General features: G+C 41.7%; 22 protein-coding genes. 14 read left to right on the top strand and 8 right to left on the bottom strand.

Going from position 1 to position 26,305, the window contains the following annotated elements; all coding sequences use genetic code 11:
- Positions 1–3: 3 nt before the first annotated feature.
- Positions 4–1,515: a vanadium-dependent haloperoxidase gene (locus C0V77_RS13910; protein ID WP_101726949.1), complete on the bottom strand. Its 1,512-nt coding sequence runs from the start codon at positions 1,513–1,515 to the stop codon at positions 4–6.
- A 109-nt stretch (positions 1,516–1,624) separates the two neighbouring features.
- Between C0V77_RS13910 and polA the strand changes: the two genes are divergently transcribed.
- The 4 genes from polA (at position 1,625) to C0V77_RS13890 (ending at position 7,109) form a co-directional block, all read left to right on the top strand.
- A complete protein-coding gene (gene polA / locus C0V77_RS13905) occupies positions 1,625–4,486 on the top strand; it encodes a DNA polymerase I (protein ID WP_101726948.1) in 2,862 nt (953 codons plus the stop codon).
- A gap of 153 nt (positions 4,487–4,639) precedes the next feature.
- Positions 4,640–5,257 carry an NTP transferase domain-containing protein gene (locus C0V77_RS13900; protein ID WP_101726947.1) on the top strand — a complete coding sequence of 206 codons (618 nt, stop codon included), beginning with the start codon at positions 4,640–4,642 and terminating at the stop codon, positions 5,255–5,257.
- Positions 5,257–6,156 carry a lysophospholipid acyltransferase family protein gene (locus tag C0V77_RS13895; protein ID WP_101726946.1) on the top strand — a complete coding sequence of 300 codons (900 nt, stop codon included), beginning with the start codon at positions 5,257–5,259 and terminating at the stop codon, positions 6,154–6,156. Before C0V77_RS13900 ends, C0V77_RS13895 begins: the two co-directional genes overlap by 1 nt.
- Entirely contained in the window at positions 6,153–7,109 is a 957-nt protein-coding gene (locus C0V77_RS13890) for a glycosyltransferase family 9 protein (protein WP_101726945.1), read from the top strand. Before C0V77_RS13895 ends, C0V77_RS13890 begins: the two co-directional genes overlap by 4 nt.
- Before the next feature lie 6 nt (positions 7,110–7,115).
- Here the strand turns inward: C0V77_RS13890 and nudK are convergent, their stop codons facing one another.
- The gene (gene nudK, locus C0V77_RS13885) at positions 7,116–7,700 is read right to left on the bottom strand and encodes a GDP-mannose pyrophosphatase NudK (protein WP_101726944.1); all 585 of its coding nucleotides are present in this window, start codon (positions 7,698–7,700) and stop codon (positions 7,116–7,118) included.
- 54 nt (positions 7,701–7,754) lie between these two features.
- On the opposite strand from nudK, the gene C0V77_RS13880 reads away from it, so the two are divergent.
- A complete protein-coding gene (locus C0V77_RS13880; protein WP_101726943.1) occupies positions 7,755–8,507 on the top strand; it encodes a DeoR/GlpR family DNA-binding transcription regulator in 753 nt (250 codons plus the stop codon).
- A 33-nt stretch (positions 8,508–8,540) separates the two neighbouring features.
- Here the strand turns inward: C0V77_RS13880 and C0V77_RS13875 are convergent, their stop codons facing one another.
- The 4 genes from C0V77_RS13875 to C0V77_RS23600 all read right to left on the bottom strand — a co-directional run bounded on the left by C0V77_RS13875 (position 8,541) and on the right by C0V77_RS23600 (position 13,894).
- Positions 8,541–9,689, bottom strand: a complete 1,149-nt coding sequence (locus tag C0V77_RS13875) for a DUF1624 domain-containing protein (protein ID WP_101726942.1) — start codon at positions 9,687–9,689, stop codon at positions 8,541–8,543.
- Between the two features lie 247 nt (positions 9,690–9,936).
- Positions 9,937–11,961 carry a beta-L-arabinofuranosidase domain-containing protein gene (locus C0V77_RS13870; protein ID WP_101726941.1) on the bottom strand — a complete coding sequence of 675 codons (2,025 nt, stop codon included), beginning with the start codon at positions 11,959–11,961 and terminating at the stop codon, positions 9,937–9,939.
- Positions 11,962–11,995: 34 nt separating this feature from the next.
- Positions 11,996–13,525, bottom strand: coding sequence for an alkaline phosphatase family protein (locus C0V77_RS13865; RefSeq protein WP_101726940.1), 1,530 nt, complete (start codon positions 13,523–13,525; stop codon positions 11,996–11,998).
- A gap of 156 nt (positions 13,526–13,681) precedes the next feature.
- Entirely contained in the window at positions 13,682–13,894 is a 213-nt protein-coding gene (locus tag C0V77_RS23600; RefSeq protein WP_409012797.1) for a T9SS type A sorting domain-containing protein, read from the bottom strand.
- A gap of 191 nt (positions 13,895–14,085) precedes the next feature.
- Here C0V77_RS23600 and C0V77_RS13855 point away from each other — a divergent pair, with 191 nt between their 5' ends.
- The 9 genes from C0V77_RS13855 to C0V77_RS13815 all read left to right on the top strand — a co-directional run bounded on the left by C0V77_RS13855 (position 14,086) and on the right by C0V77_RS13815 (position 24,765).
- A complete protein-coding gene (locus tag C0V77_RS13855) occupies positions 14,086–15,426 on the top strand; it encodes a Gfo/Idh/MocA family protein (protein WP_101726939.1) in 1,341 nt (446 codons plus the stop codon).
- Positions 15,427–15,488: 62 nt separating this feature from the next.
- Positions 15,489–16,745, top strand: a complete 1,257-nt coding sequence (locus tag C0V77_RS13850; protein WP_101726938.1) for a sugar MFS transporter — start codon at positions 15,489–15,491, stop codon at positions 16,743–16,745.
- A gap of 74 nt (positions 16,746–16,819) precedes the next feature.
- Complete coding sequence (locus C0V77_RS13845) at positions 16,820–17,998, top strand: thiolase family protein (RefSeq protein WP_101726937.1); 1,179 nt, start codon at positions 16,820–16,822, stop codon at positions 17,996–17,998.
- 55 nt (positions 17,999–18,053) lie between these two features.
- Positions 18,054–19,385, top strand: coding sequence for a GHMP kinase (locus C0V77_RS13840; protein ID WP_101726936.1), 1,332 nt, complete (start codon positions 18,054–18,056; stop codon positions 19,383–19,385).
- Positions 19,386–19,393: 8 nt separating this feature from the next.
- Positions 19,394–20,254 carry a glycerophosphodiester phosphodiesterase family protein gene (locus C0V77_RS13835; RefSeq protein ID WP_101726935.1) on the top strand — a complete coding sequence of 287 codons (861 nt, stop codon included), beginning with the start codon at positions 19,394–19,396 and terminating at the stop codon, positions 20,252–20,254.
- Between the two features lie 137 nt (positions 20,255–20,391).
- Positions 20,392–21,744: an amidohydrolase gene (locus tag C0V77_RS13830; RefSeq protein ID WP_101726934.1), complete on the top strand. Its 1,353-nt coding sequence runs from the start codon at positions 20,392–20,394 to the stop codon at positions 21,742–21,744.
- Between the two features lie 98 nt (positions 21,745–21,842).
- On the top strand, positions 21,843–22,475 hold the full coding sequence (locus tag C0V77_RS13825; RefSeq protein ID WP_101726933.1) for an L-threonylcarbamoyladenylate synthase: 633 nt from the start codon (positions 21,843–21,845) through the stop codon (positions 22,473–22,475).
- Positions 22,476–22,646: 171 nt separating this feature from the next.
- Positions 22,647–23,630, top strand: coding sequence for a c-type cytochrome (locus C0V77_RS13820; RefSeq protein WP_101726932.1), 984 nt, complete (start codon positions 22,647–22,649; stop codon positions 23,628–23,630).
- A 202-nt stretch (positions 23,631–23,832) separates the two neighbouring features.
- Positions 23,833–24,765: an SPFH domain-containing protein gene (locus tag C0V77_RS13815; RefSeq protein WP_101726931.1), complete on the top strand. Its 933-nt coding sequence runs from the start codon at positions 23,833–23,835 to the stop codon at positions 24,763–24,765.
- 39 nt (positions 24,766–24,804) lie between these two features.
- Here C0V77_RS13815 and C0V77_RS13810 read toward each other — a convergent pair whose 3' ends face one another.
- Together C0V77_RS13810 and C0V77_RS13805 are read right to left on the bottom strand one after the other, a co-directional pair.
- Positions 24,805–25,410 carry a LysE family translocator gene (locus C0V77_RS13810; protein WP_101726930.1) on the bottom strand — a complete coding sequence of 202 codons (606 nt, stop codon included), beginning with the start codon at positions 25,408–25,410 and terminating at the stop codon, positions 24,805–24,807.
- A 21-nt stretch (positions 25,411–25,431) separates the two neighbouring features.
- Positions 25,432–25,989 carry an NUDIX hydrolase gene (locus tag C0V77_RS13805; RefSeq protein WP_101726929.1) on the bottom strand — a complete coding sequence of 186 codons (558 nt, stop codon included), beginning with the start codon at positions 25,987–25,989 and terminating at the stop codon, positions 25,432–25,434.
- Positions 25,990–26,305 lie beyond the last annotated feature (316 nt).

The following is a 26,305-nucleotide window of genomic DNA, read 5'->3' as shown; positions in this document are numbered from 1 at the left end:
CAGCTACTTTTTATATTGCAGGCGTAATGTGTTTTTACCAATCATTTTCCCCATTGCGGCACCCTGTTCTATACCATCTCTGAAATGGATACCCCCATAAACCCTTGATATACTGCATTCGTTGGCTGCTTCCCAGAAAGAATTGAATTTGCGGGGCGCACCTACAAAATATTTTGAGTAATCAATAAAACTCAGGTTGTCTCCCATTTTTTCGGTAAGGATAGTGGCCATTGTTGCCGATTGTGCCGAGTGACCAGATGGAAACTCCGGGAATGGCGGGGTAAGCAGGGCTGGTTCCCACTTGCTGTCAATATAGCGTTTAATATACGCAATAGGCCTGATAAAATTCTGCTCGTATTTGGTTTTCCAGCAGGCAATAAAAGTATCGTTCAGGCCAATTGTCAGGTTACTGTAAAGCTCGGCGGCTACATCAAGGCTTTTCGGATTTTGTTTCAATACCTGTGTAAGAATAGAAATGGAGTGCCCGGGCGCAGAGTAGGTAAAAGCGGCGGCGTCGTCCCAGAAATTGGCAATCTGCAGTTTCTTACTGTTGGGTTTTACTTCTTTTGAAATATTGTAGACTTCCATAGCCATCTTATAGAACTGAGAGCTGGGGTAAATAGAAAACTCAACCTTTGGCTTTATATCTACGCCATTCTGGTTTTCAAGCAGAAAAGTGCGGTTTTTCCCCCAATACGGATGCAGCGGCCCTGTGTTTTCGAGGTCGGCCACGCGGTTTATTTCAAAACAAGAGGTACAAACAGGCAATTTATAGTTCATGTCATAAGTGCGCATAAAGGTATTATGCCCACCGTCTGTCATGGAATAATTATAAACCCAGTTGGCTATTTTTACACCATATTTTTGCGATTTCTCAACAGTTTCGGTTGGTAATTTTTTTGAAAAATAACTATTGATTGAATCTTTAAGGGCATAGACTTTTTCCATCCAGATAAACGGAGACGACACAAACATTTTGTCGACCATGGTAAACATGGCTGTTGAGGCAGCCAGAGGGGCGTTGAAATAGGTGCTGTCAATAAAGAGGCTGTCGGGCTTTTTGAAATCCTGTAACTGACCCGATAACGAAAAATTGTCGGTGTAGGCTGGTAGAATTGCCTCGTAAGCCGCAATATTAATGTAAGCGGTGTTTCGTGCGGCTACATTGGGGCTGTAGCCCTGGGTTTGTTCAATTAAATCAAAGATTAGCTCATGCCAGTGCACCATCAGGTCAGAGGTTTCGTAGTTGTATTTACGTTGCGGCTCCTTTTTTCTGAAAGTTGAACCTGCATTTGCCGAATCTGCGGCCGATGCGTCGTCAATTTCTTCAATTTCTTCTTCCTGTTGTGTATTTACAGTTGCAGGCTTTACATTTGCAGTTGTTTTAGGAGGATTAGCTTTTTTAGCGGCCGGTACTTGCTTGCCAGTTGTTGTGGATTTGGCAGTTGGTTTTTGTTGCCCAAATACTCCTAAATAAACTATGATTAAAATTCCAGTCAAAAAAGATTTCTTCATAGTTGAGACATATTTATAAAAAAGACGAATATTTGAACCTTATTTCTATTTTCGACAAAAATCTGACTTAGAAAAGGTTTTTGCAACAATTTTTTAGACAATTTAAGTAATGCCGGACAAAAAACTATTTCTTCTTGATGCGATGGCCCTTATTTACAGGGCTCATTTTGCATTTCTGAAAGCACCAAGAATTACCTCAAGGGGATTGAACACCAGCTGTGTTTTTGGCTTTGCCAATTCGTTGCTGGAGGTGATTCAGAAAGAAAAACCTACACATATAGGTGTGGCGTTTGATTTGCCCGGTGGCACTTTCAGAAATACAATGTACCCGGAATACAAAGCTAACCGGCAGGAACAACCCGAAGATATTACCGTAGCCATACCTTATGTAAAAAAACTGGTAGAAGCGATGGATATACCCACCCTGATGTTGCCAGGCTACGAAGCTGACGATATAATTGGTACGTTAGCCAAAAAAGCAGCAAGAGATGGTTTTGAGGTTTACATGATGACGCCCGACAAAGACTACGGGCAGTTGGTAGAAGAGCATATTTACTTGTATAAGCCTGCCATTCTGGGTAAAGATGTTGAGATAATGGGGCCTAATGAGGTATGCACCCGCTGGAACATAAAAAATGTAGACCAGGTGGTTGATATTCTTGGTCTGATGGGCGATGCCGTTGATAACATACCCGGCGTGCCGGGAGTTGGCGAAAAAACTGCCGCCAAACTGGTAGCAGAATACGGCAGTATTGAAAACCTGCTTGCTAATAGCGACAGGCTGACAGGAAAACTGGGTGAGTCGGTAAGGAATAATAAAGAAATAGCCTTGCTTTCTAAAGAACTGGCTAAAATAGAACTGAACGTACCTATAGAATTTGAGGCCGACAGGCTGAAAATTATGCCGCCTCACGTAGAGTTACTTTCTCCGTTGCTTGATGAGCTTGAGTTCAGAACCTTAAGAAAGCGGCTTTTGCCAGACGAACCCGGAGCAACACCAGCCCCAAAAGCCACAAGCAGTGCAGATGCCGGCAAGAAATCGGCCATAGGCGCCAGGTCAGGTGAGCAGATATCATTGTTTGAGGCGGCACCGGCTGGAAATCTTTTTCCGGAAGAGCATGAAGAAGGCTTTGCGGCGCATTACGCCTCTAATAAAGATACCATTGAAACAGTTGTACATGATTATCATCTGATTGATACGCCAGAACTCCGTAAAAGCCTCATTTATTATTTATCGCAGCAGGATGAATTCTGTTTTGATACTGAAACTACCTCGGTAGATGCCATTGATGCTGAAATTGTAGGTATGTCTTTTGCCTACAGAAAAGGAGAGGCCTATTATATACCTATGCCTGAAAACCAGGAAGAGGCATTAGCCATTGTGCAGGAATTTAAAGAGGTTTTTGAGAACGAAGCCATTATGAAAATTGGCCAGAACATTAAGTATGATTTGATGATTCTGCAAAATTATGGCATTGAAGTAAAAGGCAAACTGTATGATACCATGCTGGCCCATTATATAATTGAGCCGGAGCAAAGGCATGGTATGGATTACCTGGCCAATGTTTACCTGAACTATGAACCGGTTTCTATTGAAACCCTGATTGGTAAAAAAGGTAAAACGCAGCTATCTATGCGCCAGGCAGATTTGGAGAAAATAAAAGAATATGCCGCGGAAGATGCAGATGTAACCTTGCAACTGAAACAGGTATTAGCGCCAAGGCTGAATACGAGCCAACAACAGGAAAAACTAATGGCCAATGTTGAGATGCCTCTGGTAACGGTTCTGGCCGATATGGAAATGGCAGGCGTAAGGGTAAGCATGGAGACACTGCACGAAATGTCGCGCGTGCTTGATACTGATATTCAGGAAATTCAGGGGAATATTTTTAAGCTGGCCGGTGGAGAATTTAATGTGGCGTCGCCGAAACAATTAGGCGAGATTCTGTTTGAAAAACTGAAACTGGACAAAAACGCCAAGAAAACCAAAACAGGGCAATATGCAACCGGTGAAGACGTGCTGTCTAAGCTGGAAAGCGAACATGAAATTGTAAGAAAGATATTGGATTTCCGTGAGCTGGTCAAGCTGAAAAGTACTTATGTAGATGCCCTGCCTGCGTTGATATCGAAGAAAACGGGAAGAATACATACTTCCTATAATCAGGCTGTAGCTGCTACGGGTCGTTTGAGTTCAACTAACCCGAACTTGCAGAATATACCGATTCGCACGGTGCGTGGCCGTGAAATCAGAAAGGCGTTTATACCAAGAGACGAAAACCATGTGATACTTTCTGCCGATTACTCGCAGATTGAATTGCGTATCATGGCTGCATTCAGTGAAGACGAAAGTATGCTCAATGCCTTCAACCAGGGTATTGATATTCACTCAACTACGGCTTCAAAAGTGTTTAAGGTAGCTTTAGATCAGGTAACCTCTGATATGCGCCGGAAAGCCAAAATGGTAAACTTCGGTATTATTTATGGTATTTCTGCCTTTGGATTAGCGCAGCGCCTGGGGATTCCGAGAGGTGAAGCCAAAGACATAATTGATGCCTACTGGGTTGAGTTTCCGAAGATTAAAACCTTTATGGATAATGCCATCAATAAAGCCCGCGAGACCAAATATGTTGAAACCATTATGGGTCGCCGCAGGTATCTGAGAGATATTAATTCTCAGAATCAGGTAGACAGGGGCTTTGCTGAGCGAAACGCCATTAATGCCCCCATACAGGGTTCTGCAGCAGACATGATAAAGGTTGCCATGATTAATATTCATGACTTTCTGAAGAAAGAAAATTTGCAGTCGAAAATGATATTACAGGTGCACGATGAGTTGGTTTTTGATGCCCTTAAAAGTGAGGTAGATTACCTGAAACAGAAAGTAAATGAACTCATGTGTACTGCAATTCCGTTACCTGTAAAGATGGAAACAGGTATGGGCGTAGGTAGCAACTGGCTGGAAGCTCATTGATATTCATAATTTTTAATTTAAGTAAGTTTTATAGCCACAATGATTATTGCTTGCATCAGGTACAAGACCTGTTGATTGGGCTTGCTAACCGTGCAGAATTTCTGTGGTTATGTGGTATAAAACAGTGCTTGTAAAGCACTTTAAGTAGTTTAAATGAACGTAAGTATAGTTATTTTAGCAGCAGGGGGTTCTACCCGCATGGGCGCCCCCAAACAACTGTTGCATGTAGAGGGGCAATCGCTTCTAAAGCGTGTGGCAGAAATGGCCATGGATACACCCTGTTATCCGATTGTGGTAGTGCTGGGGGCTAATAAAGCGTTGGTGCGCAAAGAACTGGAGCGTATGCCTGTTACCCTGATTGATAACCCAAACTGGCAGGATGGCATGGCCAGTTCGTTAAAGATGGGGCTGGTTGGTGCCTACATGACATTTAAAGACCTGGAAGCCGTTATTTTTCTTACAGTAGATATGCCTTATGTATCTGTTGAGCTGATAGAACACCTAATTAAGAAAGCACAGGAAAACATGAGCACCACAAACGAAACCCCAGACATAGTGGCTTGCCGTTATGATGGGCAGCTGGGGATACCTGTTCTTTTTAAAAGAAATATATTTAACGATTTACTTGAGCTGAAAGGAGACACCGGAGCCAAAAAAGTGATAATGGCGCATCAGGATAAAACCGCTACCATAGATTTTCCGCAAGGTAAATTTGACCTCGACACAATTGAAGAATACAGGAATTTTTTGTCAAATTTTAATCAGAACTAATGCAGGCAGTTGGTTATTATATTTCGTTACCTTTTCTATACTTTATTTCAGTTTTACCTTTTCCGCTGTTGTATCTGCTTTCTGATTTTTGCTACCTGATAATCTATTATGTAATTGGTTACCGGAAAAAAGTAGTAAGAACAAACCTGAGAAACAGTTTTCCTGAAAAAAGTGAAGCTGAATTGCGGGCAATTGAAAAAGACTTCTATAAGTATATTGTTGATTTTTTTCTGGAGATGTTCAAGTGCCTTACCATATCAAAAGAGGCACTGCTGAAAAGAGTAAGTATTGAAAACCCGGAAGTAGTATTGGAACTTTACAAAAACGGGCAAAATTGCATCGTGTCAACGGGTCATTACGGCAACCATGAGTGGGTAAACCAGGTGTTGCCATTTCTGCTTCCGTTTAAAATAAAAACGGTTTACCGAGTACAGCACAACACTTATTTTGACCGGATGTTTCTTGATTTCAGGTCGAAATACGGGGTTGAAATGATTTCGATGGAAGAAGCATCAAAAAAAATCACAAAAGCAGAAAAAGACCCGTTTCTTCTGCTGCTTGCTAATGACCAGTCTGCACCGCCAGACAGAGCATTCTGGACGATGTTTCTGAATCAGGAAACTTCATTTTTTATTGGTACAGAAATATTTGCACGTCGATTCAACATTCCTGTGGTTTATGGCTGTATAAAAAGAGTAGGCAGAGGCCAATACAAGGCTGTTTTTGATATGATCAGCGATGCCCCCAATACATTGCCCAAAGGTGATATTATTGCAGCACACGCGCAAAAGCTGGAGCGGGACATAAAGATGGACCCATCGCCCTGGATGTGGTCTCACAAACGCTGGAAATACAAAAAGGTAAACGGCCAATACATTGATTTAAATTATAAAGAGTGAAAACTAAGTTTTTAATCTTAAGGTTTTCTTCCATCGGAGACATTATACTAACCACCCCCGTTGTGCGGTGCCTGAAACTGCAATACCCTAATGCTGAGGTACATTTTGCTACCAAAAACCAATTTAAGGTGCTGGTTGAGAATAATCCTTATATAGATAAGTATTTTCTGCTTGATGGCCCGCTGAATAATTTTGTAAAAACCCTGAAAGCAGAGAATTATCATTATGTGATAGACCTGCATAATAACCTGCGCACATCGGTTATCAAGTTTCGGTTAGGGAAACCTTCGTTTAGCTATAATAAGCTGAATTTTGAAAAATGGCTGCTGGTTAATCTAAAAATCAACCGTATGCCGGATTTGCATATTGTAGACCGAAACCTGAAAACCGTTGAAAACCTGGGTGTAATAAACGACAACAAAGGGCTTGATTACTTTATACCTGAGCAGCACACAGTAAATCTATCTCAGGCTATTGGTGATGCACCTTCATTTGTGGCCTATGCCATTGGCGGGCAGCATTTTACAAAAAAACTACCTACCGAAAAAATTATTGAATTGTGCAGTACAATTGATAAAAAAATTGTGCTGCTGGGTGGTAAGGAAGATGAACCCAACGGCGACATAATAGCCAATGCACTGGGTAGCAAGGTTTATAACGCCTGCGGTAAATATAATCTCAACCAGTCGGCCTCCATACTTCAACAGGCTGAATACGTAATAAGCCATGATACCGGCCTGATGCATATAGCATCGGCCTTAAAGAAAAGAATAGTTTCTATCTGGGGCAATACAGTACCTGAATTTGGTATGTATCCGTATCAGACACAATTCAGTATTATTGAAAACAAGGGCCTGCCATGCAGACCCTGCTCAAAAATAGGGTATAATAAATGCCCTGAAGGCCACTTTAAGTGCATGAATAACCTCGAAATAAACAAAATTGAGTTTTAGCGATTATCAATTATACTTTATTAACTGATTGATTTGCGCATATTGCAGAAGCATAATAGTTTTGCCGTCCTTAATTTCACCGTTCTGCGCCATTTTCATTGCCTTGCTAAAGTCTAGTTCCAGTACGTCAATGTCTTCTTCATCGGTTACCCCGCCACCTTCGGTTACTTTCTGGTCTTTGGTGTATTCGGCTACAAAAAAGTAAAGGATTTCGGTTACAGAACCCGGCGACATATAGGCCTCAAATACTTTATGTACCTGGTTAATGTGGTATCCTGTTTCTTCTTCTGTTTCGCGTTTAATGCAATCTTCCGGATTATCTTTGTCTAATAAGCCTGCACATGCTTCAATTAGCATACCGCTCTCGTTTCCGTTTACATAGGTAGGTATCCTGAACTGCCGCGTAAGTATCACCGTTTTGCTGGTGTTGTTATAAAGCAAAATTGTTGCGCCATTACCTCTGTCGTAGGCTTCGCGGCTTTGTTTTTGCCATTCTCCGTTTTTCTTTTGCCATTCAAATGTTACTTTGCGAAGAATATACCAGTTATCTGACAAGACCTCGGTACTCAGATTTCTAACTTTCGGATTCATTCTGATTGTTTTTGATTTATTTTGATTATTTTTGAACAAATGTAAAAATTAAGTATGAATTTTCAAGAACGAAAACATATTATTTTAGAAAAAGTAGAAGAATCTGGCTCTGCTGATGTAAAAGAGCTGGCTGTTCTTTTGAATACCTCAGAAATAACCGTTCGACGTGATTTGGCCGCACTTGCCGAAAAAGGGTTAATCTACCGTACACACGGTGGGGCTATGAAAATTAGTCTGGCCAAAGACCCGGTAAGCTTTATTAATAAATCGGCTACGAGAAGTGAACAGAAAGACCATATATGCCAGATAGCAGCTTCATTCATACAAGAAGGAGACGTGGTGTTTCTTGACTGCGGCAGTACGGTTTACAGGTTATGTCCGTTTATCAGAAACATGAATATAAAGGTTGTTACTAATTCTATACCTGTTGTAAATGCACTGCTCAATTCGGCAGTAAGTCTGAATTTTGCGGGTGGTGAAATTGACATGGAACGACAGGCAAGCCACGGAACTATTGTAACCGGGCATTTTGCAAGATACCGCGCCGATAAGGCATTTATAGGTGTAGACGGTATTTCTATAGCCACGGGGCTGAGCGCTTCAAGCGAGAAAGAAGCAGAAATATCAACCACCCTGGCCAGATACAGCCGTGAAACTTTTCTTTTGTGCGATTCTACCAAATTAGAAAAAGATAAGTACCTGCCGTTTGCACCATTAACTATGGCACAGTATCTGATAACCGATAAAGAGGCAGATGCAGAACTAATGAAGCGTTATGAAAGCTACGGTATCAGGGTATTGAATTAAAAAAGGCCCGAAAACCGGGCCTGTATTAAAAAATCAGAGATATCTTAACCATTTGTTGTCTTTATGTGCTGCCTTGTAACTGGCATACCACTTGCACATCGGATACAGCAACGCAACAATACCAAGCCAGATAGGGTATATGTACCAGATTTCAAGACCTGAAGGGGCTTTGGGTCTTCCAAACTGAAACGACCCGAAAACAAGGTCTTTTAACTCAAAACCCTGAAAAAACAGCATCACAAACATTGCTGTATGAATAATGTACCAGTGGATTAAGTAATAAAACAGTGGCACTTTACCATAGGTTGACACAACCTTAATGAATTTGCCATGTTTATTGGCACTCACTGATAAGATAATGAAACAAATACCCAGTGTTACTAAAGTATATAAAAGAGAAGGCGGATATTTGGTTACATTGAGGAACGACATAATCACTAAAACCGGGTCACGGTCAATTTTCCAGGGTATAGGGTCTCCATATATATTAATGTATCTTAACACAACAAACAAAAGCAGCGATAGCCAGCCCAACTTGTACAGCAGGGTTTTCCGTTTACGGGGCGATAAACTGAAAACGGTTCCACCAAAGCCATAACCCAGCAGCATTATACCAAACCACGGTATTGGAGGATAACTGATTGCAAATACGTGGGTATCTGACAACTGAAAAACAGAAAACGTAAATAAAGGTGCCAGGTAAGAATAGGGTGGCTGGTTAAATGGCAATAGCCCTAATAGGTTATGCAGGAAGATAATGGCCAAACCAATAATCAGTATGGTTTTTGAACTTAACCGAATCAGGGGTGCCAGAAGAATAAAGCCAATGCCAATTGCGCCGATAACCTGAAAGAAAAGGGTTCTGAACTTCAGGTCAAACCATATACCTAACCCGACTATCGTAAATTCAAGCAACACCAGCCAAAGGCCTCTGCTAACAAGAAACTTCTGATTTTCTTTCAATTCAGTGTTTTGAAATGACAAATAAGCAGACACGCCAGATAAAAACACAAAGGTTGGCGCGCAAAGATGGGTTATCCAGCGGGTTAAAAATAAAAGAGGAGTAGTAACAGATAAGTCGGTAGGGTCTGTCCCTATGTGAAGCAGGTCTCGGGTATGGTCTAATGCCATAACAATCATTACAAGACCCCGCGTGAAGTCAATAGAATTAATTCTTCGCATTTTCAGTAAGTTGGCTATAGGTTCTTTCCAGGCAGGTTAGAAGTTTTATTCATCTCAATACAATTAATCAGTAAAAGTTCTCCGCTTGAAAGTGAAAGAAACTTTTACAAATACAATTTTATTAAAAAATATTTAAATTAAAATGCTTTACGATAGAAAGTGTGTTTTCGTTGCGTCTGGAATTAAAAAAAATCACCTTTACAAACTTTTCAGGTCTGTAAAGGTGATGAATCTGTCAGTTAATGCCTTATTTAACAACCGGGAAAGCCACAATCCTTAACTTACTACAACCATAAGGAATAAGCGTAATGGTTTCTTCGTTTTTATCTACTTCACCCAGATAAATGCCGTCGCGCGGGGTAACAGGTTGCCTGGCAACGCCTTCTACTAATTGCCATGCTGGTATCTTTTTACCTTTTGCTTTTATTTCAACTGGGGCATTGGCGCTGTTCCAGACAAACGCATCTGTTAGCGGCTTTATTACAACGGTTGTATTTTCTAAAGGTTTTTGAATCAGAGACCGGGGCAAACCATAATTCCAGTCGCTTCCGGGCTGAATTTCATAATAAGTACCTTCTTCTTTTATTTCTTTCTGCGACCAACTCTCTTCAATTTTAAGAGCATAAACCAGCGGACCCCGTTCAATGGCTTTTGAGTTTTTTGCCCAACTGGATGTTTTAACTTCCATTGGTAATTGCAGGGTAAGTTTGTCTCCGTTTTTCCATACACGTTTAATTCTTGCTATTTTTCCACCTTGTTCGGTCTTCAGTTTTTCACCATTGAGTATCAATTCGGCTTCTATGCACCAAACAGGAATGCGAATCTCTAATGGAAAATCAACCGCTTTGGTTGTACTGATTGTAAAATTGATCTGGTCTTCAAACGGATAACCGGTTTCTTCAGCTATGCTTATTGGTGTGCCGTCGCCTACTTTGGCTGTTATGGTGTTAGGAGCAAAAAGCAAGGCTGCCAGCCCTTTGTCTGGGGTGGCATACCAAAGATGTGACGTAAATTTTGTCCAACCCTGGTGCATATTGGCTGTGCAACAGGTGTAGCCGGCATAAGGACCAAATACATTACACATACCACGCCAGAAAGGCAAGGAGAAATCAAAAACCCCACGGCTTACCTGTACCTGATTGGCTATCTGAAAGTATTGGCGCGAGTTAAAGTCGTCGGTAGTTTGGGTAGGCAAGGCGTTGTAGGTCATACGTTCAAGGGCATCCATGTACTGTGGGTCGCCGGTTACTGAAATCAATTGTTCCATTGAAAACATGGTTTCAACAATAGAGCAAAGTTCAATGCCCTGGGTGGGGTCGTTGCCATGTAAATCTTCATCGCCCGAGTACATACCATGTGGCAAGCCGTGCAGCGTCATGATGTCTGTCCAGCCGGTTTTCAGACTTTTAAGTAAATCAGGATTCTTTGTAGCCTGATAATAAATAGCTGGCAGCTTAATGCCCATGCCCACGTTAACTGCGTGCCTGGTCATCCATTTTTCGTCGGTCTGGTTGGCAGCAGCCTGCATTACCCAGTTACGCTTACCCAGCAGGTCTGACCAGGGGGTAGTTTGCTTGTAAATGGTATCGCCAAGCTCTAACAGAAATTTCTCGCCAGTCAGGTTATACAACCAATAGACCGACATCAGGTTGTCTCCACCGCGCGCCTCTGCCCATTCAGTCCATTTTGCAAGCGGACAGCTTTTAAGGCTATTATATTGATATTTAAAGTACCTGCTCAAGCAGTTTATCACCCGCTTGTCGTTTGTAGCCGTATAATATTGCTGCAATACCTTTATCATCACCATTTTAGGCCACCAGTCTTCTCCCTGGCTACAATCGGTCATGGGTTTACCGGCTCTTTCAGCTTTGGTGATACCGCCAATGTATCCATTTGGTCGCTGGTTAGTTATTACCCAATCAATGTATTGTTGTACTTTGGTTTTCAGCTTTGCATCATCAAGCAAAAAAGCCAGGGGTACGGCGCCATCCAGCCAATAGGGGGTTTCTTCCCAGGCATCACCCTTACCGCCCAGCCAGCCGTTATCTTTCATCAGTTTGGGGTAGTATTCATCCAGATGCCCGGTGGTACCGTCTCGCATTATGGTCAGTTGCTTATGCAGCCAGCCTTTTGGTTTTACCGCACCCAAGGGCAACTCTATGTATTTTAGTGGCGCAAGAGGCGCTTTATTGCCGATGTAAAAAGAATTTTGCGCCTCAGCCTGACCTACAGACAAGCCAATTAACAAAATGCCCAGCAAGTTTTTTTTCATGGTGTTATTTAAGGTTGAAAAGATTAAATCAGCATTATTTTGATGTACGCGTTACTTTAGAGAAATCAAGGTAGCGATATTTACCCAGAATTGTTTGCTGCAAGGTTAGTTCATAAGAACCACCATCGTAATCTGCTTTGGTTTTTATGGTTTCTACTTTTAAGGCGGGCTGTTTGGGCGCATTTTTACTATTCAGTAATTCATAAAAAACGCGGCCGTTCATAGATGCCGGAATAGGCAGTTGATGCAAATGTAATATAGTAGGCGCCAGGTCAACATTTGAGGTGGGCAGGCTGCTTTCATACGCTTTTTTAAAACCTGGGCCATAGGCCAGAAGCGCTATATGCACTTCATAAGGGCTCATGCTGCCATGCCCGGCCACGCCTTTGGCGTAGCTTGTGCCTGCATAGCCTTTGTCATTCTTATCATCATTCCAGTTGTAGTCAACCAATATGTCGGCAGTGCGGCTTGGGTGATTCCAATGAATGGTCTCAAAAGATAAGGTGCCTTCAACAATGCCTTGTTTGTTACCGGCTTTTGCTGCTTTGGTATAAATACCTCCAACCCATTGCTGCGATTGCAGGCGATTAACAATTGTTTTGATTTTACTTTTGTCTTGCACATAAATGGCACCTTCAGTTACGATTACGTCTTCACTATCTTTATTTTGTTTCAGGCCTTCTTTAATCAGGAAATCAACCACATTGGTTTTGCCGATGAAGGTTGCAAAACCGTGGTCAGCTGAAATCAGAATATTGAAATTATTCGTTAGCCCTTTTTGTTCAATATCAGCCAGAATACGCCCGAACTGCTCATCTACCACTTTGATTGATTCCATGGCATAGTCTGAGCCAATGCCAAAAGTATGGGCAGTGCCGTCGGGGTCTGTAAACCACACAGAACTTACCAGGGGGCCATCCAGGGTAATGGCATATCTCATAACAGCATCGGCAATCCATTTATTAAGCTGAGTATTGGGCTTTGGTTTTACACTAGCCGGAATAGGGCCCACTTCGCTCAAAACTTTAGCTTTTAATGATTCTGGTCTGATCATGCTTGTTGAGATAACCGCGCCATTACCTATTTTATGATTTTGTAAAAGAGCCGAACCGGTTGAACCTGAGCTAAAAACCATCATTCTTTTTCCTGCCTTGGTCAGAATCTCTCCTAAAGATATAGCTGTAAGCAAATTTCCGTTTTCAGAATCATTAATTTTATCCAGATTTTCGGCATCACCGGTGTTCAGGCCCTGTGTTTTATTCACAGCAGGGAAAAACACCGTATTACCCATTAAACCATGCGCTTTAGAATAGCCGCCTGTTGCAAACGAAGAGGCATTTACTCTGGTAACAGTTGGGAATACGCTATGATGTTGTTTACCATAAGCCGCTTTCTTACTGAAAGCGTATAAATTGGGCATGGCCTCAGGAGTAATGTAATCCGGCCGCAAGCCATCAAAAAATATAATCAGGGTTCGTAGTTCTTTGGTTTGCTGTGCCGGGGCAGTAAAACAGTTTACCAATAATATAGCAAAGGCCAATGCCTGCCGCAGTAGAGATTTCATAGATGGAATGAGTTTCAGGTTATCGGACAAAAAACAGGGTATAAACCGAATGGATATTCCTCCGGTTTATACCCGCTAAAATACTGGATTAAAATGTATTCAGGCTATTTTTATGCGTGAATAATCTGTTAAATCCTTTTGTGGTTTTTAAGACTATTACTGCCTGATTACTTTGTAAGATACAATAGACCTTGGCGTTGAAACTCTCAGGATATAAAGCCCGGTCGGTAAGTCAGCTATGTCAATCGTATCAGAATCATCTGTTACTTCCCTGAGTAAAGCCCCATCTGTTTTAAAGATTTCTTTTTTGATGATTTTATCCGGTGTAATGATTTTTATAATATCATTAGTGGGGTTAGCCGGGTTAATGTGCCGCTTCCTGAATATCTTTCAGCCATTTTTTTTAACTAGACCGGTGTGTCCAATAGTCAACATTAATAATCGGCGGTAATATTAAAATAAGGCTGTAAAAGGCCGCAAAAAATAATATTTATAACCTAAACTTTTGAAATTGAATAATTAGTCTATTTTTTTGCAAAACTAATCTCCTAACATAAACTATGAATAGACGCGACTTTATCGGTACAACCCTTGCCTCCTCAAGTATACCATTTATTGTAAAAAAGAACCCCACCGAAGACAAAAAAGTAAGACTTGGTTTTATTGGCGTTGGCCTCAGGGGCCGCACTCACCTGCAGCAGGTGATGTATCGCCCCGATGTGGAGGTTCCGGCTATTTGCGACATTGATAAAAACTCAATTGCAGAGGCCAATAAAATATTTCAGAAATTTAACAAAGGCTTGCCGGTTGCCTACTCAAAAGGTGAAAGGGATTTTGAGAACATGGTAAAGCGTGATGACCTGGATGGTATTGTGATTGCCACCCCGTGGGAATGGCACGTACCCATGGCCATTGCAGCCATGAAAGCAGGCAAATATGCAGGCGTAGAGGTGTCGGCAACGGTTACATTGCAGGAATCGTGGGATCTGGTTGATACCTACGAAAAAACAGGCTCGCACTGTATGATTCTTGAAAACGTATGTTACCGACGTGACATTATGGCTGTGCTGAACATGGTTCGTAAAGGTATGTTTGGCGAGTTATTGTATGGCCATTGCGGGTATCAGCATGATTTGCGATTTGTAAAACTGAACGATGGCAAAACCGCGCATGGCAAAGGTGTTGAATTTGGAGAAAAAGGATTTAGCGAAGCCCGTTGGAGAACCCAGCACTCAGTTGACAGAAACGGAGATCTTTACCCAACGCATGGCCTTGGCCCTGTAGCACACTGGATGGACATTAACTATGGTAACCAGTTTTTATACCTTACCTCAATGGCTACCAAAACACGCGGTTTGCATAATTATATAGTTGAGAACGGCGGCCCCAACCACCCTAATGCAAAGGTAAACTTTAAACTAGGCGATATTGTAACTACCACTATACAATGTGCTAACGGTGAAAACATTGTAATTATACATGACACCAGCAGTCCACGCCCGTATTCACTGGGTTTCAGGGCGCAGGGAACAAAAGGTATTTGGATGAATGACGGCAACCAGATTTATCTGGATGGGGTGTCTAAAAAGCATGATACCTGGGAGCCATTTGCTGATTATCAGAAAGAATATGACCATCCGTTATGGAAGCGCTTTGAACAGGATGCGGCCAATGCCGGACATGGCGGAATGGACTTTTTTGTAATACGCGCATTTATTGAATCTATTAAAAAGAAAGTGGCTCCGCCAATTGACGTTTACGATGCCGCCGCCTGGAGTGCCATCAGCCCGCTATCTGAACTATCTATTGCCAGAGGCAGCTCTCCGGTTGAAATTCCTGATTTTACCCGCGGTAAATGGCGTACGCGCAAACGCACGTTTGGCCTTAACGACGAGTATTAAGAGTAATCAATTACCTAAACAAATATTTTACTTATCAGCAAACTGATTTTAACCCTATTATTATGGAGCAAAACAATAAAAGCTACCTGATGCCATTAGTAATGATTGGTGTTTTGTTTTTTACCTTTGGTTACATTACCTGGACCAACGGCACCCTCATACCTTTTCTTAAAATTGCATGTGAGCTAAAAACAGACACACAGGCATTTTTGGTTACTACGGCTTTTTATATGTCTTATTTCTTTTTATCTATACCATCTTCTATAATACTAAATAAGGTAGGTTTTAAAAATGGCATGGTAATAGGGCTAATAATTGTTGCTGTTGGTTCGCTGGTTTTTATTCCTGCCGCCAATTCACGTAAATTTGAACTCTTCCTTGCCGGTTTGTTTATGCAGGGCACAGGTCTGGCACTTTTGCAAACCGCTGTAAACCCTTATGTGAGTATATTAGGGCCAATTGAAAGCGCTGCCAAAAGAATCAGCATTATGGGTATGGCTAACAAACTGGCGGGTATTCTGGCACCAATTATTTTGGGTGCCATTGTACTAAAAGGAATAGGCGACATTGAACATAAGCTGGAGGTTTCTGAAAGTGCAACTGAAAAAGAAGCGCTTCTGAACGAATTGGTGCAAAGAATTAACACGCCGTATTTGGCGCTGGCAGTTGTGCTTGTTCTGGTTGCTGTCTTGTTCTGGTTTTCTAAATTACCTGAGGTAAAAGAAGAAGAAGAACAAACTGCAGGCGCTCAGAAAAAAGACTCAGTTTTTGCTTTTCCGAATCTGATACTGGGTGTTATGGCCATTATCTTTTATGTTGGTGCAGAAGTAATTGCCGGCGACGGTATCGGCCAGTACGGTAAAAACATAGGCATCAGCCTTGACGAAGCCAAAAACTTTACGTCTTATACATTAGGGGCCATGCTTGTGGGTTATCTGATAGGCATAGTGGCTATACCAAAATATATAAAGCAAGAGAATGCCCTTAAATACTCGGCTATTCTTGGTATAGGCCTTACGGTTGCCGCCATTTTTACTGAAGGCTACGTGTCTGTTTTTTGTATTGCTTTTATGGGTTTATCTAATGCTTTAATGTGGCCGTCTATTTTTCCGCTGGCCATTAAAGGATTGGGCAAATTTACAAAAATTGGTTCTGCCTTGTTGATTATGGGTATCGGACCCGGTGGTGGAATTATTCCGTTGGCATATACGGCCATAGGTGGCGAGGCCAATCCGCAGAGAGGATTCTGGATTATGGCAGTTTGTTATATTTTTATTTTGTACTATGCAATTGCCGGCTATAAGAAAAAAAGCTGGTGAAATTTTTTGTCATAAAATTTGTTTAACTGTTGCAGATACAACGCTGCAACAGTTTTATTTTTTAATAAATACCTATGAAAAAGGCCTATATCTTATCTGCCGTGCGCACGCCAATCGGAAGTTTCGGTGGTGCGCTTTCATCAATTCCGGCTCCGAAATTAGGAGCAATTGCTGTTAAAAAATCCATTGAAAAGGCCGGAGTTTCTGCTGACGATGTTGATGAACTGTTTTTTGGTAATGTGTGCCAGGCAAATGTAGGGCAGGCACCTGCGCGTCAGGCTGCTTTATATGGTGGGTTATCGGCCAAAACCAATACCACAACTATTAATAAAGTGTGTGCCTCAGGTATGAAATCGGTTATTTTAGGCAGCCAGTCGATTGAATTGAACGAAAACAGTATAGTAGTGGCAGGGGGAATGGAAAACATGTCGATGATTCCGTTCTATCTTGAAAAAGCACGTTATGGATATGGTTACGGAAACGGTGTTTTAATAGACGGCCTTGCTAAAGATGGCCTTACAGATGCCTATCAGCCTTTGGCTATGGGCTGTTTTGGTGATGCCACCGCTGCCAGATATAACATAAGCCGTGAAGAACAAGACAACTTTGCGATAGAGTCGTACAAGCGAGCGGCAGCTGCCTGGCAAAGCGGAGTTTTTAACAATGAAGTTGTGCCTGTTGAAGTAACCGACAGAAAAGGTAACGTGAAAGTAGTGGCAGAAGATGAAGAGTTTAAGAACGTAAACTTTGATAAAATACCAACCCTAAAGCCAGTTTTTACCAAAGATGGCACCGTTACAGCGGCCAATGCTTCAACCATTAATGATGGAGCGGCGGCATTGGTTTTATGCTCGGCTGAAACGGTTGAGCGTGATGGTCTAAAGCCGGTAGCCAGAATAATTGCCTATGCAGATGCAGAGCAGGAACCGGAATGGTTTACCACTTCGCCGGTTTATGCAGCTCAGAAAGCCTTGAATAGAGCCGGACTAAGCGTAGGCGATATTGACTTTTTTGAAGTTAACGAAGCATTTTCTGTAGTTCCTATCGTATTTTGCCGCGAACTTGGCATTAGCTACGATAAATTGAATATCTTTGGAGGTGCAGTTTCGTTGGGGCATCCTCTTGGTTGTTCAGGGGCCAGAATTATTGCTACTCTTATAAACGTACTGCAGCAAAAAAATGGCAAATATGGTCTTGCTGCTATCTGCAACGGTGGGGGTGGTGCAAGTGCTATTGTTATTGAGAATTTATAAATAACGCTAAATTTTTCGGAAAGATGTGGCCATGGCATCTTTATTATGATTAACTATGGAAATAAGTTCTAACAGTTCTACTGATTTACGTAATTTTTTCGGCTCGGCTCAGAGTCTGGTCAGGGCCACTTCTACCGGCCGCCTTGATATTATGGGGGGTGTAGCCGATTACTCCGGCTCAATGGTATTACAGATGCCAATAAAAGAAAAAGCCACTGTTACTATTGGTCACAGAAATTATAATCAGCTTCATATTAAAAGTCTTGACCTGACAGAAAACAACGAAGTTTTTATTGACCTCGAAGAACTGCCAAGAGACTACGAAGAAGCCCACAAGTATTTATTTGAAATAGAAGGCGGCGACTGGGCATCTTATCTGGTTGGCTGCTACCTGGTTATATTGAAAGAAAAAAATGCCCGGCTGGGCGGTCTGGATATTCTGATACAATCTGAAGTTCCGTTTGGTAAGGGGGTGTCTTCTTCAGCAGCTATTGAGGTAGCTATGTTTAAAGCTCTCGGAGAATTGTATTCGATTGATTTTTCTGGAACCGAACTGCCGCTTCTGGCACAAAAGGCAGAAAACCTGGTAGTAGGCGCTCCTTGCGGCCTGATGGACCAGCTTACCTCTTACCTGGGCAAGCCCAATTATCTGCTACCTATTTTATGCCAGCCAGATAAAGTTTACCCGAGCATAAAAATACCCGATAATTTGTATTTTGTGGGTATTGACAGCGGGATACGTCACAAAGTGGGTGCGGCATCTTATGGCGATGTACGCACGGCCGCATCAATGGGTTACTCAATTATTGCACAAAATCTGGGGGTATCAAAGCAAGACCTGAAAGTGGCAGAAAGCAACCTTTTGCCTTATTCGGGTTTTCTCAGCAATATTTCGCCTTCGCAATACGAAACTAATTTTTCTCGTTTGCTTAACTCTATGTATGGCAAAGAATTCATGAACGACTTCGTGGTGGTTACTGATCCTCTGGCACACGTAAAGGCAGATACCTACTATAATATTAAGGCAAGCACCGAACACCCGATTTATGAAAACTTAAGGGTAAGGCTTTTTACAGAAATGACCAAAGTACTTAATAACCATAATTATGTAGACCTGCTGCCGCTGATGGGCGAATTGATGTATCAGTCGCATGAGAGTTACAATAAGTGTGGCCTTGGTGATGAACACACCGACATACTGGTTGAAATTGCCCATGCCAAAGGAGCAAAGTCTGGTGTATATGGAGCCAAAATAACCGGTGGCGGCAATGGCGGAACCGTTTGCCTGATGGTATATGGGGTTAAAGGTCTATTAACAGCCAAAGAAATTCTTAATATTTACCAGAAAGAGACCAATCAGGAAGGACTTGCGTTTTTTCAAAGCTAAAATTACTTATGAGATACCTATATCTGTCCATTATACTTTTTGTTTTTAGTTGCAGGAGTGTTCCGCAAAAAACATTTATTCCTGTTCCGAAGCAGGGGTTGGTTGAGTATTTGAAGTATAAACCCGGATTCAAACCGATGGTTTCATCGCATAGGGGTGGGGGGGATATCCCGGGGTATCCTGAAAACTGCCTGGAGTCTTTCGCTTATCTGGCAGGTAAAATTCCTAATATCATTGAATGTGATATTGAAATTACGAAAGATAGCGTGCTGATGATGATGCACGATAATTCGCTTGACAGAACCACCACCGGAAAAGGCAAAATTATCAATCAGAACTGGGCCGATATGAAAGACCTGAACCTGAAAGACAATACAGGCAAGCTGACCAGCTTTAAAATTCCGACATTAGAGCAGGTACTCAAATGGGGTAAAAATAAGGTGATATTTACGCTTGATGTGAAAAGAAATACGCCTTATGAAAAAGTAATAGCTATGGTGAAGCAGCTACATGCCGAAAACTATTGCGTTATTATTACGTATGATGTTAATCAGGCCAGAAAAGTTTATAAACTTGACCCAAACCTGATGATTTCGGTAACTATCCGCGACATGAAGGAATACGAAAGACATCATGAGGCGGGTATTCCAGATAAAAATATGATAGCTTTTATAGGAACCCGGGAACCCAACAAAGAATTTAACGATTTTCTGCACCAGAAAGGTATTGTTACCATTCTGGGTACCTTAGGTAACCTTGATAAAATGGCTGCTGCCAAAGGTGATAACCTCTATAAAGAATTTGTAAATAAAGGGGCTGATATTCTCTCTACCGACAGAATGATTGAGGCATACCATGCCATTCAGTAACAATTGCCAGTAAATTTCTAAAAGCTAAAAAAACCTTCATTCCCGACGTTTTATAAACCTTTGATTAGTAATTGTTTTCAAATGCAACTAAACTGTAACAGAAATCTATAAACAAGTACCTAAACTATATTTCATCAATGCGAAATCTACTGATTACACTCCTTACGGCTACTTGCAGTGTGGCGGTTGGGCAATCTTCACTGAAACCCAAAATAAGCGCTGGTGCCGATGCCATTGAAAAGAAAGTGGTAAGCTGGCGAAGAGATTTTCATGAAAACCCTGAGCTTGGTAACCTTGAATACAGAACATCAAAAATTGTGGCCGGTCATCTGCGTTCACTGGGTATTGAAGTACAGGAAAAAGTAGGTGTTACAGGTGTTGTTGGCATTCTGAAAGGTGGTAAACCTGGTCCGGTTGTTGCCTTGCGTGCCGATATGGATGGCCTGCCTGTTACAGAAAGAGTAGATGTGCCGTTTAAATCTAAAGTAATGACCGAGTATAACGGTCAGAAAACCGGGGTTATGCATGCCTGTGGGCATGATTCGCACGTGGCTATTCTGATGGGTGTGGCAGAGATTCTGTCGTCAATCAAAAGTGAGCTTTCCGGTACTGTAAAATTTATTTTTCAACCGGCTGAAGAAGGTGTTTATGACCCTAAATTGCTAAAGAACGGAAAATCGGGGGCAGAATTGATGGTTATGGAAGGGGTTATGGAAAACCCGAAGGTTGATGCCATTTTTGGTCTGCATATCAGCTCGGTAACAGAAGTCGGGAAAATCGGGTACCGCCCCGGAGCAACTATGGCGGCGGTAGACCAGCTGGGTATAAAAATAAAAGGCAAGCAAACTCATGGTGCAAACCCCTGGCTGGGTATAGACCCTATTGTAACGGCATCGCAGATTGTGCTGGGGCTGCAAACCATTGTAAGCCGTAATGTAAATATTACCGAAAACCCGGCCATTGTTACAGTTGGGGCTATTCATGGAGGTATCCGCCAGAATATCATTCCGGAATCGCTGGAGATGATAGGTACCATCCGCACCTTTGCACCAGACCAGCGCCAATTGGTTCATAAAAGAATCAATGAAATTGCAACCCACATTGCAACCAGTGCCGGAGCCGTAGCTGAGGTAAAAATTGATACGGGGTATCCGGTTACTTATAATGACCCTGTGCTTACTGAAAAAATGATTGGTACCCTTGAAGGAATTGCAGGTAAGGAAAACGTAGTTGTGCAGGCTGTACAAACCGGCGCAGAAGATTTCAGTTTCTTTCAGCAAAAAGTACCAGGCCTTTTCTTTTTTCTGGGTGGTATGCCCAAAGGACAAACCAACCCGGCGCCACACCACACCCCAGATTTTTATATTGACGAATCAGGCTTTACGCTGGGCATCAAATCGCTGGCTGGTTTAACTGTCGATTACTTTGAAATGAATGCGCCTAAAACCGAAGAAACAAAGCCAGGCAAAGGCAGGAAAAAAAGTAAATGATATCAATCATATTTGTAAAAAGGTTCGAGGAAAACTTTACTTCGAACCTTTTTGTTTTATACCCAAGTACGCAAACCTGACCACAATAAATTAAGATTATGCCTGCTGAAATCATTGAAATATTTCCTGATAACCCGGATATGCGTAAAATACGTCAGGTAGTAGATGCCCTTAAAGAAGGTGCCATTGTGATATACCCGACAGATACCGTTTACGCAATGGGCTGTGATATTTTTAATACGCGTGCCGTTGAACGCCTCTGTAAGATAAAAGGAATTAAGCCACAGCAGAATAATTTTTCTATAGTTTGCCATGACCTGAGCAACATTGCCACGTATGCGCGGGTTTCTAACACGGCGTTCAGATTAATGAAGAGGGCTTTCCCCGGGCCGTTTACGTTTATTCTGCCAGCCACCGGCGATTTGCCTAAAATAATGCAAACCAAGCGTAAAACCATAGGAGTCAGGGTGCCTGACCATGAAATTCCGCAGAAAATAATTGAAATGCTGGGTAATCCAATCATTACTACCTCAGTAAAAGATGATATTGACGACATCATTGAGTATCCCAATGAAATAGAGGTAATTTACGACCAGAACAAAGAAAAGGCCGATATTATTATTGATGGTGGCTGGTGTGGTATTGAAGCATCAACCGTTGTGCTGGCCATTGATGACGACTTTGAGGTTATCAGAGAAGGCCTGGGTGATTTTGATGAAATAAACCGATAAGGGAAATAAGCAGCCAAAAGTGGCTGGTTTTATAACTGTCTTTGGGTGTATAAAATCTTTTACCATAAGATAAATTGTTGATAACCAGTATTGTAGTAGTAAAAAACATTTCCTAGCTTGCGAAACTGTTTTATCCTTACATACTATTCACGGTTATCCTCACTTTAAATTATGAAAAAAACACTCCGTTTTGTTGGCTACTTTGTGCTTTTTGCTGCCATAGTAGTTGGCGCTCTTCTTGCTTATGTAAAACTGGCACTGCCAGACATTGAGGCTCCACAGGATCTGAAAGTTGAAGCCACCCCTCAAAGAATAGAACGCGGCAAATACCTTGCCTATAATGTAACAGTTTGTATGGATTGCCATAGCTCGCGTGACTTCAGCTTGTTTTCCGGGCCATTAACCCCTGGTACAGACGGCAAAGGCGGCGATGTATTTGACCATCGATTTGGTTTCCCCGGAACATTTTATGCCAGAAATATTACACCATTTAATCTGAAAGACTGGACAGACGGTGAAATTTACCGTGCCATTACCTCTGGTGTAAAAAAAGATGGAAGCCCGATTTTTCCGGTTATGCCTTATGTTTACTATGGCCAAATGGACAAAGAAGATGTTTATTCTATTATCGCTTTTTTAAGAACCTTAAAGCCGATAGAAAGCACTACACCCGAACCAAAGGCCGATTTCCCGATGAATTTTATTCTCCATACGATTCCGGCTGTGCCTGAGCACAAGAAAATTCCGGACACCACACATGTGGTAGAATACGGTAAATATCTGGCTTTTAGTGCCGGATGTTTTGAGTGTCATACAAAACCCGACGACAAAGGAAAAAAATTAGAGGGGATGGATTTTGCCGGGGGCTGGTCGTTTAATCTGGGTGATGGCAGTGTGGTAACGTCTTCTAACCTGACACCCGACAAACAAACCGGGCTGGGCAATTATACCAAAGAAGCATTTATTGCCCGATTCAAGGCCTATGCCGACTCAGGCTATAAAGCGCCAAAAATTGGTAAAGGAGCGTTTAATACCTTAATGCCCTGGACCATGTACGCAGGCATGAAAACCCAGGATCTTGCAGCAATTTATGAATACTTGAAAACCGTAAAACCAGTCAGTAATAAGGTCGAAAAATTTGTGTATAAACCCTGATATTGCCTCTAAATGGTTTAAGTCGAGTGATTTTTCCGCTTATTCAATTTTTTTGTTTCATCATACAGAAAATTTACTTTAAAAATCTGTGTACCTGATGCACATAAAAAAAGGCTTAAATTACCATTTATCAACAAATATTTTTTGGTTTGTGTAAGTATTATACCTTTGAGACAACATTCTTAACTAAACATTTTAAATCATGGGTTTCATCATTTTTGTCGTTTTGCTTGTAGTTGTGCTGTACCTTTCGGTAGTAATTGTACAACAGGGCAATGTGGCTGTTATTACTGTTTTTGGTAAGTATCAGCGCATCATGACACCGGGTCTTAACTTTAAGATTCCGTTTATTGAATACGTTTTTCGTACCATTTCTATTCAGAACCGCTCGGTTGAGTTGCAGTTTCAGGCCATTACTAATGACCAGGCCAATGTTTACTTTAAAGCCATGCTTTTGTATACAGTAACCGACCAGCAGGAAGAATCAATTAAAAATGTTGCTTTTAAGTTTATTGACCAGGCCAACTTTATGCAAGCGCTGGTACGTTCAATTGAAGGCTCTATACGCAGTTTTGTAGCTACAAAAAAACAGGCGGAGATTCTGAGCCTGAGAACCGAGATTGTATCTGACGTAAAAGAAAACCTCGACCACATTCTGCTTGGCTGGGGGTATCATCTGATTGACCTGCAGATAAACGATATTACATTTGACGATGAAATTGTGCGCTCTATGGCTAAAGTGGTGGCATCTAATAACTCAAAGGCCGCTGCCGAAAACGAAGGCCAGGCTTTGTTAATTACCAAAACCAAAGCGGCAGAGGCAGAAGGCAACTACATCAGGATTCAGGCTGAGGCAGAAAGAGAGGCAAGCCGTTTAAGAGGCCAGGGGTTGGCGCAGTTTAGGGAAGAGGTGGCCAAAGGTATGGCTGTGGCCGCCAAAGAAATGGAAAAAGCAAACCTTGACTCTTCGTTGATTCTGTTTTCGCTTTGGACGGAGTCGCTGAAACATTTTGCCGAACAAGGTAAAGGCAATGTAATTTTCCTTGATGGCTCGGTTGATGGAATGGAACGCACCATGAAACAAATGATGGCCATGCAGCAGAAAGAAAGCAATGATAAAGGTATAAAAAAATAGGAGAGGTGTATCCGGGGATAGGGCATATCCCCGGATAACTCAGAAAATATCGTAAATGAGCTTCATTCCGATACCTATGAAAATAACACCCGAAAAATATTTGATACGCTGAATGGTATTATTATTCATTTTGTTTTTGATTTTATCGGCAAAAATAGCAAAGGCCGACTCCATAACGAATATCATCACTACACAGGTTGTAAAAAAGGCAGTTTCGTCATAAATATCATACTTATAGCCTTTTAGCGTTGCCGAAACTACCATCCAAGATATAAAGTTGACCGGATTGATTACGTTTAGCAAAAAGCCCTTCCCAAAAAAATAAAAGAACCTTGCCAGTTTAAAATCCTGAACACCGGCAGGTGGTTTTGTGTTTCTGAACTGCGCAATGCCCAGCCCAACCAGCAACAGCGACCCAAAAACCCTTGAAATAGTGGCAAAATGGGGTATGTCTGGCAAAAAAGAAGTACCCAGATAGGCAATAGTTATCATGATGATATCGCCAAATATTACTCCCAGAGATATTTTAACGCCGGCCATGTAGCCGTAATCAAGGCTTGTCTGAATAAGTGCAAAGAAAACACTGCCAAAACCGAAACTTAATACTACTCCTGTTGCAAAGCCTAAAGAAATCGCTTCAAGCATATTGGTGTTAATTTGTTAGGTTTATAATTGCTGCGGAAACTTCAGCAACATGGTTTTTAGGATACCTGCCACGCTGATTGAATCAGTTATTTCATCTTTCATAACCATTTCGTAAGCCTGACGTAACGGAATTTTTCTGATTTGCAGTTGCTCGGTTTCTTCAGGCTGGCTGTTTCCCTGTGTCAGCCCTTCGGCCAGATAAATATAAGCCACTTCTTTGCAAACAGAGTTAGAGGTATGTAGTTTTGATATCATGGTCCACTGTTCGGCCACCAGACCTGTCTCTTCCAGAAGTTCACGTTTGGCCGACTCCAGCATATCTTCTCCTTCCGGGCTTCCACCTTCCGGTATTTCCCATGAATATTCTTCAAGCGGGAAACGGTACTGGCCAACCAGCCAGGTATTTCCTTCGCTATCTACCGGTACAATTCCGATAGCAATATTTTTAAAGTGTACTGTTCCGTAAATGCCTTTACCACCGTTAGGGTTTAGCACATTCTGATGTACCACCTGAATCCAGTTATTATCATATTTTACCTCGGTGTCGAGGATTGTCCAGGGATTTTGTTTTTCATTCATGCAGCGAAATTAAGACTTTTTATGATAGCGAAAAAGTCAGGATATAAAAAGCCCTAACTAAAAAACAATTGTACTACATTCGGGTTGATGCAACCTGCTTTTGGTTCTGATTAACCTGCACGCCAGCATTCAATCAGCCACGTAATTTGTCTTTCATTACCATATTATACTTTTTATATTAATTATATAAAACTGCAGCCCATTTACAGCTTTAAAAAGCAACAATGACAAGGCATTTAGCCATTACTTTTCGGTCTAATTGTCTAGACAAGTAATTGTCAAATTGACACTTTATTGATACCGATAAGTAAACGAC

Source organism: Emticicia sp. TH156 (assembly GCF_002855535.1).
In the GTDB taxonomy this organism is placed as follows: domain Bacteria; phylum Bacteroidota; class Bacteroidia; order Cytophagales; family Spirosomataceae; genus Emticicia; species Emticicia fluvialis.
This window is presented reverse-complemented; position numbering and strand designations above follow the sequence as displayed.